Source organism: uncultured Kriegella sp. (assembly GCF_963975415.1).
In the GTDB taxonomy this organism is placed as follows: domain Bacteria; phylum Bacteroidota; class Bacteroidia; order Flavobacteriales; family Flavobacteriaceae; genus Kriegella.
On record NZ_CAXBGN010000012.1, the window covers coordinates 72,686 to 88,265 of the forward strand.

The 15,580-nt window shown below is 40.6% G+C and carries 15 protein-coding genes; 14 read left to right on the forward strand and 1 reads right to left on the reverse strand.

Annotated elements, in window-relative coordinates:
- Positions 1-31 precede the first annotated feature (31 nt).
- The 5 genes from AACZ88_RS20110 (at position 32) to AACZ88_RS20130 (ending at position 6,648) form a co-directional block, all read left to right on the forward strand.
- Positions 32-1,309, forward strand: a complete 1,278-nt coding sequence (locus AACZ88_RS20110; RefSeq protein WP_339714394.1) for an NAD(P)/FAD-dependent oxidoreductase — start codon at positions 32-34, stop codon at positions 1,307-1,309.
- Positions 1,310-1,551: 242 nt separating this feature from the next.
- A complete protein-coding gene (locus AACZ88_RS20115) occupies positions 1,552-4,200 on the forward strand; it encodes a HEAT repeat domain-containing protein (RefSeq protein WP_339714396.1) in 2,649 nt (882 codons plus the stop codon).
- A gap of 281 nt (positions 4,201-4,481) precedes the next feature.
- The gene (locus AACZ88_RS20120; protein WP_339714399.1) at positions 4,482-5,639 is read left to right on the forward strand and encodes a homogentisate 1,2-dioxygenase; all 1,158 of its coding nucleotides are present in this window, start codon (positions 4,482-4,484) and stop codon (positions 5,637-5,639) included.
- Between the two features lie 194 nt (positions 5,640-5,833).
- Positions 5,834-6,385, forward strand: a complete 552-nt coding sequence (locus AACZ88_RS20125) for a nitroreductase (protein ID WP_339714402.1) — start codon at positions 5,834-5,836, stop codon at positions 6,383-6,385.
- A gap of 80 nt (positions 6,386-6,465) precedes the next feature.
- Positions 6,466-6,648 carry a hypothetical protein gene (locus AACZ88_RS20130; RefSeq protein ID WP_339714404.1) on the forward strand — a complete coding sequence of 61 codons (183 nt, stop codon included), beginning with the start codon at positions 6,466-6,468 and terminating at the stop codon, positions 6,646-6,648.
- Between the two features lie 220 nt (positions 6,649-6,868).
- Here the strand turns inward: AACZ88_RS20130 and AACZ88_RS20135 are convergent, their stop codons facing one another.
- Positions 6,869-7,384, reverse strand: a complete 516-nt coding sequence (locus AACZ88_RS20135; protein WP_339714406.1) for a DUF456 domain-containing protein — start codon at positions 7,382-7,384, stop codon at positions 6,869-6,871.
- Positions 7,385-7,531: 147 nt separating this feature from the next.
- Between AACZ88_RS20135 and AACZ88_RS20140 the strand changes: the two genes are divergently transcribed.
- The 9 genes from AACZ88_RS20140 to AACZ88_RS20180 all read left to right on the forward strand — a co-directional run bounded on the left by AACZ88_RS20140 (position 7,532) and on the right by AACZ88_RS20180 (position 15,552).
- Positions 7,532-7,825, forward strand: a complete 294-nt coding sequence (locus AACZ88_RS20140) for a hypothetical protein (protein WP_339714408.1) — start codon at positions 7,532-7,534, stop codon at positions 7,823-7,825.
- A 105-nt stretch (positions 7,826-7,930) separates the two neighbouring features.
- The gene (locus AACZ88_RS20145; protein WP_339714410.1) at positions 7,931-8,296 is read left to right on the forward strand and encodes a BlaI/MecI/CopY family transcriptional regulator; all 366 of its coding nucleotides are present in this window, start codon (positions 7,931-7,933) and stop codon (positions 8,294-8,296) included.
- Positions 8,293-10,239 (forward strand): TonB family protein, encoded by a 1,947-nt coding sequence (locus tag AACZ88_RS20150; protein ID WP_339714413.1) that lies wholly within the window; start codon positions 8,293-8,295, stop codon positions 10,237-10,239. Before AACZ88_RS20145 ends, AACZ88_RS20150 begins: the two co-directional genes overlap by 4 nt.
- A gap of 130 nt (positions 10,240-10,369) precedes the next feature.
- The gene (locus tag AACZ88_RS20155; RefSeq protein WP_339714415.1) at positions 10,370-11,524 is read left to right on the forward strand and encodes a tetratricopeptide repeat protein; all 1,155 of its coding nucleotides are present in this window, start codon (positions 10,370-10,372) and stop codon (positions 11,522-11,524) included.
- Positions 11,525-11,940: 416 nt separating this feature from the next.
- Positions 11,941-12,417, forward strand: coding sequence for a hypothetical protein (locus AACZ88_RS20160; RefSeq protein ID WP_339714418.1), 477 nt, complete (start codon positions 11,941-11,943; stop codon positions 12,415-12,417).
- A gap of 123 nt (positions 12,418-12,540) precedes the next feature.
- Positions 12,541-13,095 carry a crossover junction endodeoxyribonuclease RuvC gene (gene ruvC, locus AACZ88_RS20165; protein WP_339714421.1) on the forward strand — a complete coding sequence of 185 codons (555 nt, stop codon included), beginning with the start codon at positions 12,541-12,543 and terminating at the stop codon, positions 13,093-13,095.
- 112 nt (positions 13,096-13,207) lie between these two features.
- A complete protein-coding gene (locus AACZ88_RS20170; RefSeq protein WP_339714424.1) occupies positions 13,208-13,585 on the forward strand; it encodes a four helix bundle protein in 378 nt (125 codons plus the stop codon).
- A 37-nt stretch (positions 13,586-13,622) separates the two neighbouring features.
- Entirely contained in the window at positions 13,623-14,783 is a 1,161-nt protein-coding gene (gene hemW / locus AACZ88_RS20175; RefSeq protein ID WP_339714426.1) for a radical SAM family heme chaperone HemW, read from the forward strand.
- Between the two features lie 16 nt (positions 14,784-14,799).
- On the forward strand, positions 14,800-15,552 hold the full coding sequence (locus AACZ88_RS20180; protein ID WP_339714429.1) for a cyclase family protein: 753 nt from the start codon (positions 14,800-14,802) through the stop codon (positions 15,550-15,552).
- Positions 15,553-15,580: the final 28 nt, after the last annotated feature.

Genomic DNA, 15,580 nt, shown 5'->3' on the forward strand with positions numbered 1-15,580 from the left:
GAGATTGATTAATTTTGATTAAAATTTCTTCATGAATGTTCCTCACACCGACAAAAAAAGAGTTGTAATTATTGGGGGTGGATTTGCCGGGATTTCCTTGGCTAAAAAGCTTGGAAATCTTGATGTCCAGGTAGTGGTCATCGACCGGCATAATTACCACACGTTTCAACCTTTATTGTACCAGGTTTCGACCGGGGGGTTGGAACCCGATTCTATTGGGTATCCCATTCGTAAAATATTAAAACGGCTTAAAAATTTTCATTTTAGATTGGCGACCGTTGAAAGTGTTGATCCCCAAACACGTGAAATAGTTACTGATATAGGAAGTTTAACTTTCGATTATTTGGTCATGGCTACCGGAACGCGTACAAACTTTTTCGGAAATCAATCGATTCAAGATTATGCCATGCCGATGAAGAGTGTTCCCCAGGCCTTAAATATTAGAAGTTTGATGCTTCAGAACTTTGAGGATGCCGACGATAGCGAAGATCTGAACGAGCGAAAGGCGCTTTTGAATTTTTGTATTGTTGGGGGTGGCCCTACAGGCGTAGAATTGGCTGGGGCGTTTGCCGAATTGAAGCGAAATGTATTTCCCAAGGATTACAGGCACCTCAATATCGATGAAATGGAGATACACCTGTTCGAGGGTAGTGATCGATTATTGCCTCCCATGAGCCATCATGCCTCGAAGAAAGCGGCGGAGTTTCTTGAAAATTTAGGGGTGAAAGTCCATTTGAAAAGCATGGTCAAAGATTTTGACGGGAAACTATTGGAGCTTAGCACCGGGGAAACAATTGAAACTAAAAATTTTATTTGGACAGCAGGTGTTACAGGAGCCGCTATACCTGGTTTTGATACCTCCATTTTAATAGATCGGCTGAACCGCTACAAGGTGAACGAGTACAATCAGGTTGAAGGCTATGAAGGCATTTTTGCCATAGGAGACATTGCTTATATGGTTACCGACGATTACCCTAACGGGCACCCGCAAGTGGCTCAGCCAGCGATACAACAAGGCGAGCTATTGGCTGATAATTTAGAAAGGCTTCTTGAAGACAAGCCGATGAAAGTTTTTAAATATAATGATAAGGGAACTATGGCGACCGTTGGAAGAAATAAGGCAGTGGTGGACTTGCCAAAGCTTAAGTTCGGTGGATTTTTTGCATGGTTTATTTGGATGTTCGTTCATCTGATGGCGCTGGTAGGTTTTCGTAATAAAGTAATCGTGTTTTTTAACTGGGTCTATAATTATATAAATTATGATAAGGCTGCTCGTTTGATTGTCAGACCTTTTAAGCCGAAAAAGTGAGTTTTAAAGAGCTAATTATAGTGCTGGTGCCTTGCTGACAGTTCGATATTAAAAACCCTTAAAATTTGACTTCTCGATAGTATTTGGCAGTCTTTGCCGTGAAAATATTTCGAATAGGTATTCTAAAATTCGTTTATTTGCAATCCAAATAATAAATAGCTCTTATCCAAATTTAACCTAACGATCCTAGTTTTAAGGGTAGTGGCATAAATTTGTTCGTAAATAACAATAGTAGTTCAATTATGATTAAAAGATTCGGATTTTTTTTAGTGCTCGCCCTGGTTTTTGTGAGCTGTAAAGATGAACAGGTAAAATGTGTACCAAGTACTGTGGTTGTTGAATACCCTACAGATTCTGTGATAAATGCATTGAACTGGCCCAAAGATTTGGTGGTCAAAGGTTTTTCAGGGCCAGAACTTACTCCGAGTCCGGCTTGTATGGCTGTCGCCCCTTCAGGCGAAGTTTTTGTCGGGGTCGATATGATGGGCTCTCTGGGAAAAGAGATGGGAAAGGGCTTCATTAAGCGATTGGTTGATTGTAACCACGACGGAATCATGGATTCGTATACCGAGTTTGCGCAGTTGGACAACCCGAGGGGAATCTTACCCGTGGGTGATCAGGTCTTTGTGCTTCATACCACCTTTTCCGAAGGTACTAAGAAAGCCGATAATATGGATCTTGTGGTTTTTGATGATGTGGATAAAGATGGTATTGCCGATGGCCCTGCCAAAGTCTTGATTAAGAATGTCAGTAATTCAAAGTATTTACAAGATCGAGGTACCGACCATGCTACGAATGGTATTCAGATGGGAATTGACGGATGGATCTATATTGCCGTTGGAGATTTTGGATTCCATAATGCCACGGCCAGCGATGGAACAAAACTGACCCAATTGGGCGGAGGCATTTTACGAATACGCCCCGATGGAACGGGAATGGAAGTATATACCCATGGTTTGCGTAATATTTATGACGTGGCCATCGATCCCTTTATGAATATATTTACACGAGGGAACACCAACGACGGAGGTGGTTGGAATGTTCGGTTTATTCATCAAATACAATCCGCGGAATATGGGTACCCAGTACTTTTTAAACATTTTACGGAAGAGACTTTGCCGGCGTTGATCGATGTTGGCGGTGGATCGGGAACCGGGGCCCTTTTTATGAACGATAGTCGGTGGCCCGAAAAATATAATAATGTACCTATGATGGCCGATTGGGGCAGAAACCAATTGTATATACACCGTGTTGCCGAAGATGGGCCAAGTTTTACCCAAAGCGAAGAACAATTTATTCAATTACCACAGATAACCGATGTCGATGTCGATGCTTCCGGTACGATGTATCTTTCTGCATGGGATGGTGCCGGTTATTCCGGAAATCCTGATAAGGGCTATGTGGTAAGGGTTACCCCAAAAGGATTTTCGTATGAACCCTTTATCGATATTGAGGATGCTTCGATCAACGAATTGGTCGGTTTATTGAAAGCCAAAAACGCAAAGTCCCGTTTGAGTGCCCAATATGAATTATTACAACGCTCTGAAAGTGGATCAGCTTCAAAAGTGCTGCAGTTGGCACAAGATAGCGAACAATCTTTGGAAGTGCGTGCTGCTGCAATTTTTACTTATGCGCAACTTGCCGGCGAGACCGGTATAGAAAGTTTGGTAAGCCTTACCGAAGACACGGCGGTTCAACGTTTTGCATTACGTTCATTGGCAGATTTTAAGACAATGGCGGCAAAAGCCCCGATTCAGCCCTTTCTAAAGGGCTTAAAGTCTAGCGCTCCCGAAGTGCAGGCGGCAGCCATAATCGGTTTAGGGCGTTTGGGCAATGCCTTCGCAGCCAAAGAATTGTTGCAATTCAAGGTGCCGGATTCATTTGTGGCTCCGAAAATCAATACGGAAGGTCCGCATGCAACGCCGAATGCTGAAATTGTACTGCCACATTTGGCTGTAAAGGCATTGGTTGAATTAAATGCAGTAGACGAGTGCATTGCTGCATTGGGAACAGACCAAGAAGCGATGGCACTTTGGGCCATGCGTTATATGCATAGCCCAAAAGTAGTGGGCGCCCTTATTGAAGCTTCAGACAAATCTAATGATGAAGCATTCAATAAAAAGGTGATCCATACATTGGCACGAATCTATCACAAAGAAGCGCCCTACGATACCTCATGGTGGTGGAGTACCAGGCCCGATACCCATGGTCCGTACTATAAGACCGTTGAATGGGAGCAGTCACCGGTGATTCGGTCTTTCTTGGTGGGTCAGTTCAAGAAGATGGTTAGAAGTGATAAGCAGTTTTTTGCTGAGCTGAATAGTAAATATCGGTTAGGTATCGATGCTTTTGGAGAAGTAAAAGTTGAAAAGCCGAAGGAAGATATGCCTGTAGTTGATTTTGAAAAAATTAAAAATAAAAAGGGACAGATTGGTGAGGCGTCAATAGAAGATGTGATGTTGGCGTTGGCCAAGATTAAGGGGGATCCATCAAAAGGAGCCGAGCTCTTTAATGGTCAAGGTTGTGTTGCCTGTCATAGTATTTCTAAAGACCAAGTGATGAAAGGCCCTTTTATGGGGCAAATCGGGTCTATTATGAATAGGGAACAGATTGCAGAATCTATTTTAAAACCGAATGCATCGATTTCCCAAGGATTTTCAACGGTGCAGATTAGCACTAAAGATGGTGATAATTATGTAGGCTTCGTAACCAGTGAATCGGCGAATGATTTGACCATTCGAAATATTGTGGGAACTGCCACGGACTTGAAAAAATCGGATATCGCTGAGCGAAAGGAACTGGAAACCTCGATGATGCCGGCAGGTTTGGCGAACTCGCTAAGCTATGAGGAAATGGCCTCATTGGTAGCCTTTTTAGCACAACAGAAATAGGTTTTCCTTAATTTTAAATTAATCCAAAAACCTTTAGTATATTTGTGCGTTGTGTTGTGTCCCCACACGGGGATTGTGTAGGACAATCAAAAATTGTCCACCAATGAAAGGCTTTCCTTATGGGAGGCTTTTTTTGTGCCCGCCTGTTCCATAGTTCGGTATGATAATACCATTTATCATCAAATACCTAATCTGATGTTTGTTTGAACTTTTATTAGTCCTTGAGCTATTCTTTTAAAATAGTTGTAAATTTAAGGGAGAACAAAAAGTAATTCATCACTATGCCTTTATATCATACCTTGGGCAAAATACCCCCTAAAAGACATACCATTTTCAAGAAAGAAGACGGTACGCTCCATTACGAGCAATTGTTCGGAACAATAGGCTTCGATGGCATGTCTTCTTTAATGTACCATTTATATCGACCTACGCAGGTAAGGGATGTTGGTATGACTTTGGATGTCTCTCCAAAACCAGCTGTGGCGCATAACATCAAATCGAGATTGTTGCAAGGTTTTAGAATCAAGCCTGAAGACGATTATCTCGAAAGTCGAAAAATTGTGTTGTTCAATAACGATGTCCATATTGCACTTGCCGCCCCAAGAACATCGATGGGCGATTACTTTTATAAAAATACCGATGCCGATGAACTTTTATTTGTTCACAAAGGTTCTGGAACCTTAAAAACACTATTTGGTGAAATACCTTTTGAATATGGCGATTATATCCTTATTCCCCGTGGGGTGATTTATCAGATAGAATTTGATGCCAAAGAGAATCGTTTGTTGGTGACCGAATCGTACCATCCGATTTATACGCCTAAACGCTATCGCAATTGGTTCGGGCAGCATTTGGAACATTCGCCCTATTGTGAGCGCGATTTTAAACTGCCACAAAATTTACGTACATACGACCAAAAGGGCAAATTTTTGATAAAAGTTAAAAAACAGGGGCAATTGCATCATCTCGTGTATGCTTCCCATCCTTTCGATGTGGTGGGCTGGGATGGTTATAACTATCCATATGCTTTCTCCATTCACGATTTTGAGCCTATAACCGGGCGTGTACATCAACCGCCACCAGTGCATCAGACCTTTGAGACCAGTGCCTTTGTCGTATGTTCGTTTTGTCCGAGGTTGTACGATTATCATCCGCAGTCAATTCCGGCACCCTACAATCATTCGAATATTGACTCCGATGAGGTTTTATACTATGTCGATGGTGATTTTATGAGTCGAAAGAATATAGATCAAGGTTATATTTCGTTGCACCCTGCGGGTATTCCACATGGGCCGCACCCGGGTACATATGAGGCGAGTATCGGTAAGGCCAAGACCGAAGAGTTGGCGGTCATGATCGATACCTTTAAACCGCTGCAACTGACACAGGCAGCTTTAGATATCGACGACGGTAAATACTATCAAAGCTGGTTGGAATAAAAACAGTGGACAGTAAGTAAAAAGTCAATATTGGTGAAGTGAATTATCTTTTATATAAAAAAACGGTTTACGGTGGCGGTATGTCGTCTTTAATAGTATTCCACTTCCCTTATTTTTTCTTCTAATCTACTTGTTTTAGTGGAACCGGTAAAATGACTAATTTTGGTTTTTGAACAAAAAAAATCTAGCGAAAAATGATTTTCGACCTTATAAAAAATAGACGTTCCGTTTTTCCGGTACAGTATAACAACAAACCTATCGCAAAATCGGATATTGAGAAGATTCTGGAGGCTGCGAATTGGGCCCCGAGTCATAAAAAAACAGAACCATGGCGGTTTAAAGTACTTCAGGGCGAAGCACAGGCCAAGTTGGGTATGTTTTTGTCATTAAAATATATGGAGAACGACGCTAGCCCCAAAGAATTCAAGGTTAAAAAACTGATGGAAAACCCAAAACGAGCAGGTGCCATTATTGCGGTTTGTATGCAGCGTGATCCTAATGAATCTGTACCCGAATGGGAGGAAATAGCAGCTACTGCCATGGCCGTACAGAATATGTGGCTTTGTTGTACCGAAATGGGAATCGGCAGTTATTGGAGTTCACCCGGACTCATTAAATTCATGAATGAATTTTTTGATCTAAATGATGGTGAAATGTGTCTGGGGTTCTTTTATATGGGCTATTCTGATGAAGAGATTACAGAGCAGACCCGTACTCCAATAGAAAACAAGGTTGTTTGGATGTAATACTTTTTTGCCCCTTCCCTTTTCGAAGGGTGGTATAGTAGGTCCATCTTATAAAAGTAATTGCAACGGAATTCTAAACCATGGCAATTCGATTTCTGATCCGTCTGTATTTCCTATCTGATGATTGGCCCATGAATGGCCGCATTCATATTCGTAGGAAGCAGGGCAATAAAAAAGAATATCTAGAACCATCCCGTTGCGATTGGATAGGGGGGGGCAATAGAAAAATCGAGGCCATAAACTCCAGAATTCCTGTGATGTAAACGATTGCCAGTTTATAGGGTGTAAATTGGTAACAGCAATGCCATTCTTCAGGAAAAAATAAAATGGTTCATGGCTGTAAACAATATCATGGTCGACATGGTTATTCGCGCTGCACTTTTGCGAGAATAGTGCTTTGGGCCGCATTTAAATACCTGAAAGGATATTGCAGAAAATACGATGAGAACGGGTAGCGGTTTCATGACGACCTGATTAAAGGCTTTAGTTGAAATATGGGAACAAGGCGTATTTATAATCCCATGCCTTCGAAATGAACAATCCTAAAAAAATAAGGGCAACCATAAATTTCAAAAACGTACCGGTAATAAAGCCTAAAAATGAGCCGAATGCAGCTTTTGCTGCCGTTTTTTTATCCGACTTGTTAAGAAGTTCTCCAACAAATGCACCGATAAAGGGCCAGATAATGATTCCGAAAGGTCCGAAAACAGGAAAGATCAAGGCGATTAACAGTCCGATAGTGGTACCTATTATGCCTGATTTGCTCCCTCCAAATTTTTTTGTTCCTACTGCTGGAATAATATAGTCGAGTGCAAATACCATCAGGGCAATGCCCCCCGTGATGCCTAAAAGCAGCCAATCGTCAGGCACCGCATTGGTAAAGTACAACATCAAAAGGCCGATCCAACTTATGGGCGGACCTGGTAGAATGGGGAGAAAGCTGCCTAGAATTCCTGCGAGCATTAGCAGAAAGCCAAAAATCAGTAAAACGATATCCATTCGATATTTTTTCTGTTAGACGGGGTTTGCATGAATATGTTACAGCCTTAAAAGGCTTTCATTGAAATTTTATAACTAAAAAATTAGTTTAAACTAAAAAATTAGTTATATTAGTAGTGTCAATTTATAATTTTAAGCTAAATTATCATGATACAAAAAACGAATAGCGCCTGGAAGGCATCTTATTTAATAGTGCTGATAACTGCAATAGGAAGCTTGGTGTTTATTTCCAATGAAGCTCAAGAAAGTAAATTGCATACGAAGGCCATTGAAGCTATGGCCTTAGATGAGGTGGTGGTCGTAAGTTATGTTGATGTTAAGGCACCAGCGGAGGTAGTGCCCTTGAATGAAGTGGTTATAGTTGGTTATTTAAAAAACCCTATTATTGATGTTAAAGAGAGGGAGAATGAATCTTCAATTATAAAACCTAATTTGGAATAAGCAGGGAGATTCGGGCTGGCAAAAAGAATTAAAAATCAACCTTTGTACCCGATAGTATTAGAGTGAGTATAAAAAAAGGTTTCCTGCCTTTTAAAAGTATAAGATATGAAACAACTAACAAAAGCAGAAGAAGAGGTTATGCAGGTCTTATGGCAATTGGAGAAATGTAATGTGGCCGCCATTATTAACGAATTGCCCGAGCCCAAACCGGCCTATAATACGGTTTCGACCATTGTCCGCATTTTAGAGGACAAGGGTTTTGTCGACCACCAACAAGAGGGGCGGGGATACTTGTACTTTCCGTTGGTCAAAAAATCAGATTATAGCAACCAGTCCATCAACAAATTGGTCGACGGCTATTTTCAAGGATCCTTTAAAAGTATGGTTTCCTTTTTTATGAAAAAGAACGATATGAGCCTTTCTGAATTGGAATCGATTTTAAAGGATATCAAAAAAGAAGACAAACCATGACACCATATATAATAGAAGCCATCGCCATTCAATTGGTGTTCCTTGTCATTTACGACCTGTTCTTAAAACGGGAGACCTTCTTTCAATGGAACCGTTTGTATCTAATTGGCACCTATACGTTGTCGCTAGTACTGCCGTGGGTAAAAATCGAGGCATTAAAAACTACCGTGCCCGAAGAATACGATGTGTACCCCAAGTTTCTTTGGAATTTGGATGAGGTTGTCGTAGGCCCTACTACCACCGAAGGTTTCTTGAGTAACCTATCATGGAGTGAAATACTTCTTTTTGTTGGGATGGCCATTGCAGCCCTATTGTTCACCCATAAATTGTATAAAATTCAACAATTGCGAAGCAAGGGCAAGATTCAATATTTTCCGAATTTTACGCGTATCGTAGTACAGAATAGCCATTTGGCCTTTTCGTTCTTCAGATCCATTTTTATGGGCGATAAGGTACTCGAAAAAGAGCACGAAAGCATTATTCGCCATGAGTTGGTGCATATCGAACAAAAACATTCATGGGACCTGATTTTTTTTGAACTGATGCGTATCGGTAGTTGGTTCAACCCGCTGGTCTATATCTATCAAAGTCGAATTTCAGAACTGCACGAGTTCATCGCCGATGCAGAAGTTGCAAAAACCGATAAAAAGGAGTCTTATCAGCTGCTTTTATCTGAAGTCTTTCAGACGGAACACATTTCGTTCGTCAATCAATTTTTTAAATCATCATTAATCAAAAAACGAATAGTCATGTTACAAAAATCAAAATCAAAAGGCATTTGGAAGTTAAAGTATTTGGTTTTGGTGCCTATGCTTATGGGTATCTTATTTTATACTTCTTGTGAGACGGAGGAAAAAGAGGTTCAAGAACTTATTGAGGTCGTCGAAGATATAGACGTACCCTTTGCCGTAATCGACGAGGTTCCGATTTTCCCTGGATGTGAGGACGCTGAAGATCCTCGGGACTGTTTTAATAAAATGATACAAAAGCATATCAGCAAGAATTTCCGATATCCTGAAGAAGCTGCAATAAATGGTGTTCAGGGGCGAGTAAGTACTATGTTCGTCATTCAGAAAGATGGCAGTATTGGAGGGGTAAGGATGCGAGGACCGGATGAGGAACTTGAAAATGAGGCGGCGAGAATTATCTCCAAATTACCTCAAATGACTCCGGGCAAGCAAAAAGGTAAAGCCGTTCGCGTTCCGTTTTCCATTCCGATAACCTTTAAATTGACCGGAGGGGAGGAAAGTGCGGCAAAGGCAAATGATGCTGGTTTTGAGGAAGGTGTAGACGTGCCTTTTTCAGTTATAGAAGAGGTGCCTATATTTCCGGGTTGTGAAAATGCAGTCGATAAAAGGGCTTGTTTTAATCAAAAGATTCAGCGGCATATCAGTAAGAATTTCCGATATCCTGTAGAAGCTCAAGAGCAGGGTATTCAAGGTCGGGTAAGCATTCTGTTCGTTATTGAAGAAGATGGTAGTATCGGAGGAGTAAGAATGCGTGGGCCAGACAAGTTACTTGAAGATGAGGCAGCAAGAATTATCGCCAAATTACCGCAAATGACCCCAGGTAAACAAAAGGGCAATGCTGTTCGGGTGCCATTTTCTATTCCTATGACATTTAAATTGCAGGGTCCCAATGAAAATGAGACTTCGGAGGCGAATATTCGCAAAATTAACTCCGGTAAGATGCAAATCTTGGGCTATAGAAACGAGAATGGGGAAAATGCGGTGTATGGAACAATTACCGACGGTTCACAAGGGTTGCCTGGGGTGAATGTTTCCATTCAAGGAAGCTCGAAAGGTGCTGTTTCCGATTTCGATGGCAATTTTGCCATTGAAGCCCAAAAAGGAGATGTCATCGCCTTTCAGTATGTCGGCCTTCCCACGGCCAAACTTACCGTAACGGATCAACATAAGTATCGTGTTGAGACGGTAAGATAGCTTTTGGACTTTATTGAGAATTGAATTGACATCCTCAGCGCAGTCAAAGGAAAAGTAATCAATGGTTCTAAAGGTAGTTGGATAACGGATTAATACGGTTATGTCGAATACTATAAAAATCTCTTTAAAATTGAAGGTAAAGATTTTGAGAAAATTCATGTTTTTTACGGCGATATTCCTAATTTTTAAAGTCGCGGCCCAAACTTCGGTTTTTGTCACTGCCGATAGTCTTTATGCCTTGGGAGATTATACTCGGGCTATAAATACCTATGCTAAAGTCGGTTCGCAACAATCTGCCTTACAGATAGCCCGTGCCTATAATGCCGTGGGTAATTTTGATAAGTCGGTAGCGCAGTATGAAGGTATTCTTAAAGAACACCCGACATTGCAGATTGCCAGTTTTGAATTGGCGAAACTGTATCTTAAAACCAAACAGGCAGCAAAAGGTAAGTCGCTTTTTGAAAAGTTGTCTGAAGAAAATAACGGTAATCCAGAGTATCTTTATTATTTGGGGGAAGCGTTACAATTGCTTAAAAAAACAGATGAAAGTATTCTCGCTTATCAAAAAGCCGTAAGATTAGATACCACACACCTTCGTAGCTTGTTCCAATTGGGTAAATATTATGTGGCCCAAAGAGAGAAAGATTCCGTTTTGACCTATGTCGACATGGGACTGGAATTTTATGAAAAAGATGTTGCTCTCATAAACCTGAAGGCCTTGGCGTATTATAATAACGATGAATTTGGTAAAGCAGCACCTTGGTTTGAGCGATTGCTGGAGCTAGGTGAAACAAAAGAATATATTTATGCCAAGCTTGCCAATTGCCAGTACCATATGTGGGAATTTGAAAAAGCAAAGACTAACTATCATGTGTTATTGGAAATCGACGATTCGAATCCCGATTACTACTTCAATTTGGGCCATGTATTTTTTAAAGATCGGATGTTGGATAGCGCCCAGTATTATATAAAACTTTCAAAGGAAGTACAAGAGGTCAACTTCGCAAGGGAATATGAAAGTCTGGCACAGATTGCCTCCGTACAGGAAAAACCAAAGAAGGCGCTCAATTACTACATGTTGGCATTCAAGGAAGATCCCGATAATATGAGGGTCTTTTATCAGGTGTGTTTTCTTTCCGATCAACATCTCAAAGACCCTAAGGTAAAACTGGAGTATTATGAACGTTTTATCACAAAATTCGGAACCCAACAACGCTACTTTTCTGAAACGGTTTTAAAACGTATCAAAGAACTGAAACAAGAAATCCACTTCGCGAGCAATTGAAATGGTTTTTTTTGGCCTGTTTCTCTTTTAAATCGGATTTAATCGTTTAATCCTGGGATTTTATTTTAAAAGCAACCCTCCGTCCTGATTTAGGGTCAGGGCACCTCCCTTCGAAAAAGGAAGGAGCTATGCTTTGATAAAAATTTCCGTAGCTGTCCTTTTACTACAGAATGTTTGATTTATGGGCTCCCTTCTTTTTAATCGAGGGGTAGGCTTTCCCCCCGACAAGATCGGGGAGTTAAATTCTTAAGTCTTTATTTAACGCAAATAATTTACCAATCGGGTAGAATGTTCGATTGCTAGCTACATATGTTCGTTGCTAACATATTGATTCATAAGATATACGATTTTGCATTGGTTCCGTAACAGTCAAAGTCCCACAAAAAAATCGTAATTTCCGTGCAATTTTAGCGGTTATGCGAAAGTTTTTGATTTTACTAATGTTATGTGGTTTCACGTCCTGCGATTTTTTCGAATCAAAGGATGCCAAGACCCAAAAACTGGTGAACCAAGAAATGCTGAATATTGATTGGAACGATGTTGATCAGTACCCTTTATTCAGCGAATGTGATGAAACGGTAACCAAAGTCTTGCAAAAAAAATGCTTTGAAGAGACCTTGTTTCTGCATATTTTAAGTACGCTTCAAAAATATGAGTTTACGGTCGATAATGAGGTTAAAGACACCGTGTATGTTGAATTTATTTCCGAAAGTAATGGGGGTATAACCGTTTTGAATATTTCAAACAGTGAGATTTTTGGTGCGAGAACCTCTGAATTCAATGAGAAAATAGAACAAAGCCTAAATAGTCTTCCTCAATTGGAGCCAGCTTTGAAAAGGGGCATCCCGATACGCTCAAAATTCAGGATACCGATTGTAATCAATCCGAAATAATCGATTCTCAGTAGAGTTAAGTGTAGTTGTCGTGATGGCGGCATCACTTGATTCAAGTTTGAATTCAAAAGCAGAATATTTAGTGTTTCTAACACTTAACAACTAACAGCTAAAAACTAACAATTGTCCACAGAAAAAATCATATTAGGTATTGATCCCGGTACAACTATAATGGGTTTCGGTCTTATCAAGGTAGTTAACAAAAAAATGCAATTTGTTCAGATGAATGAACTGTTGCTACAAAAGTACGACGATCCCTATACCAAACTTAAGCTTATATTCGAACGAACCTTAGAGCTGATAGACACGTATCACCCCGATGAAATTGCAATCGAGGCCCCATTCTTTGGGAAAAATGTGCAATCGATGTTAAAATTGGGCAGGGCTCAAGGCGTTGCCATGGCAGCTGGACTCTCACGACAGATTCCGATAACGGAGTACCTTCCAAAAAAAATAAAAATGGCCATCACCGGTAATGGAAATGCAAGTAAGGAACAGGTGGCGAAAATGCTTCAAAATATGTTGGGGTTGAAATCGCTTCCTAAAAATTTGGATAGTACCGATGGCCTTGCCGCCGCCGTATGTCATTTCTATAATGAAGGACGGGTCGAGGTTGGAAAAAGCTATTCCGGCTGGGACGCTTTTGTAAAGCAGAACGGGAAAAGGGTGAAGAAGTGATCAGGAAGCAGTGAACAGTAAAAAGTGAACAGTAAACAGTGAACAGTGAACAGTGAACAGTGGTCAGTTTGCTGTTATAGTGTTGACAAGAGAATGATAAACTAAAAGAGCAGTGGACAAGAAGTATACATTTCAGAACTTATTGGCTTATCAAAAATCGGTTGATTTGGCAATGCAAATATTTGATATTACATCTGTATTTCCAAAGGAAGAAAAATACGCTTTGACAGATCAAATACGCCGATCATCTCGAAGTGTGTCCGCCAATATTGCAGAATCGTATGCTAAACGACTTTATCCGAAACATTTCATCAACAAACTTACAGATAGTGACGGAGAAAATTTAGAAACCCAATCTTGGCTTGAATTTTCTTTTAAATGCAAGTATATTGATGAAGCAATATATGGGAAACTTCTCGCTCAGAGCAAAGAAGTAGGCAAATTGATATTTTACATGATTAATAACCCCGAGAAATTTGGCTCAAAATAAAACTGTTCACTAATAACTATTTACTGATGACTTTTCGATGAGCGGTATCTACATCCATATTCCTTTTTGCAAACAGGCCTGTCATTATTGTGACTTCCATTTTTCGACGACTATGGGGAAAAAAGAGGCCATGGTTTTGGCATTGCAAAACGAGTTGGAGTTGCGAAAAAACGAGTTTGAAAACGAAGTGGTGGAAACCATTTATTTTGGTGGGGGAACACCGTCAGTTCTTGATTTGCATGAAATCAAAGCCATAATTGCTGCGGTTTATGAAAATTATAGAGTCGCTGAAAACCCCGAAATTACCTTGGAGGCAAACCCCGACGATTTGATTTTTACGGATACCGGGCGTAGCCAAGCTTTCAATGTCTTTGGTGCGTATCGAAATTTGGGAATCAACCGTTTAAGTATCGGTATCCAGTCATTTTTTGAAGAAGACCTGAAATTCATGAACCGTGCGCATAATGCTATCGAAGCGGTAAATTGCCTGAAGGAAGCAACGAAATACTTTGATAACATTTCCATTGATTTGATTTATGGAGTTCCCGGTATGACCAACGACCGCTGGGAACAAAATATTGAAAAAGCCCTGTCTTTTGATCTTTCGCATATTTCGAGCTATGCATTGACCGTTGAGCCTAACACGGCACTGGCCAGTTTTATAAAAAAAGGGAACGTAGTTCCTCTAGACGATGAAAAGGCCCAATCGCACTACGATATTTTGACAAGCCGTCTGGCCAAGGCAGGCTACGTTTGTTATGAAATTTCAAACTTTGGTAAACCAAACTATTTTTCGAAGAATAATACGGCTTATTGGCAGGGAAAAAAATATATGGGAATCGGCCCTTCGGCCCATTCCTATGATGGGAAGAACCGTGGATGGAATGTTCGAAACAATATCAAATACATAAAAGAAATCACCGATGGACAACTTCCCATGGAAGTGGAAACCCTTTCCCGAACCGACCGTTATAACGAATACATCATGACCGGGCTTCGAACCATTTGGGGCGTTTCTTTACTACGCGTTGAAAATGACTTCGGTAAAAATAGCCTTGAATACCTACATCAACAGACAAGAAAATATATTGAGCAAGACTTATTATATATTCAAGATGGCACGCTGTTGGTGACTAAAAAGGGAAAGTTTTTGACAGACGGAATCGCAGCCGACCTTTTTATGGTAAATTTATACTGAAACAAGTTCAGCGTAAATGATAGCAACAATAAAATATCGCAGCAAAAACCATCGAATTGACCTGTCAAAACCGTTAGATATTTCAATGCCGATGCGGGGAGATGAGGCCAATGTCAATGCTTGGTATGTACCGTCGCCAAAAATAGAACCCCACAAAGAAGGTGATTTTGTCGGTAAGGTTTCAGAAGGTGCGGCCATTAATTTTAATGATATTTGGTTTAATCCCCATGCGCATGGTACGCATACCGAATGTGTGGGGCATATTACCGAAGACTTCCACTCCATCAACATAAATTTGAATCGTTTTTTCTTTTATGCAGAACTCATCACCATTGCGCCCGAACGCTACCAGGGCGATTTAATCATTTCCCCGAAACAGTTGCAGTATGCCTTGGGGAATAAAAAAAGGGAGGCCGTAGTTATACGAACCCTTCCGAACTTAAAAGATAAATTAACGAGGCAATACGGTCATACCAACCCTCCTTATTTGCTGGGAACTGCAGCTCAACTTTTAGTTGACAAGGGGGTCGAACACTTACTCGTTGATTTGCCCTCGGTTGATAAAGAGAAAGATGATGGGGCATTATGGGCGCATAAAGCTTTTTGGGATGTCGAAGGCACTATGCGTAAAAATGCTACGATTACAGAGTTTATTTTTGTTGCCAATTCAATACAAGACGGCACCTATTTTTTGAATCTTCAAGTGGCCCCCTTTGAGAACGACGCGAGCCCCAGTAGACCTGTTTTATATGCTTTGGAAGACCAATGAATACCATTTTTAATTGCTTAAAATTTTA

Excerpts from the sequence above, each read along its gene's own strand:
- AACZ88_RS20110 (WP_339714394.1), top strand. The coding sequence starts at position 32 with ATGAATGTTCCTCACACCGACAAAAAAAGAGTTGTAATTATTGGGGGT.
- AACZ88_RS20115 (WP_339714396.1), top strand. The coding sequence starts at position 1,552 with ATGATTAAAAGATTCGGATTTTTTTTAGTGCTCGCCCTGGTTTTTGTG.
- AACZ88_RS20120 (WP_339714399.1), top strand. The coding sequence starts at position 4,482 with ATGCCTTTATATCATACCTTGGGCAAAATACCCCCTAAAAGACATACC.
- AACZ88_RS20125 (WP_339714402.1), top strand. The coding sequence starts at position 5,834 with ATGATTTTCGACCTTATAAAAAATAGACGTTCCGTTTTTCCGGTACAG.
- AACZ88_RS20130 (WP_339714404.1), top strand. The coding sequence starts at position 6,466 with ATGGCAATTCGATTTCTGATCCGTCTGTATTTCCTATCTGATGATTGG.
- AACZ88_RS20135 (WP_339714406.1), bottom strand. The coding sequence starts at position 7,384 with ATGGATATCGTTTTACTGATTTTTGGCTTTCTGCTAATGCTCGCAGGA.
- AACZ88_RS20140 (WP_339714408.1), top strand. The coding sequence starts at position 7,532 with ATGATACAAAAAACGAATAGCGCCTGGAAGGCATCTTATTTAATAGTG.
- AACZ88_RS20145 (WP_339714410.1), top strand. The coding sequence starts at position 7,931 with ATGAAACAACTAACAAAAGCAGAAGAAGAGGTTATGCAGGTCTTATGG.
- AACZ88_RS20150 (WP_339714413.1), top strand. The coding sequence starts at position 8,293 with ATGACACCATATATAATAGAAGCCATCGCCATTCAATTGGTGTTCCTT.
- AACZ88_RS20160 (WP_339714418.1), top strand. The coding sequence starts at position 11,941 with ATGCGAAAGTTTTTGATTTTACTAATGTTATGTGGTTTCACGTCCTGC.
- hemW (WP_339714426.1), top strand. The coding sequence starts at position 13,623 with ATGAGCGGTATCTACATCCATATTCCTTTTTGCAAACAGGCCTGTCAT.
- AACZ88_RS20180 (WP_339714429.1), top strand. The coding sequence starts at position 14,800 with ATGATAGCAACAATAAAATATCGCAGCAAAAACCATCGAATTGACCTG.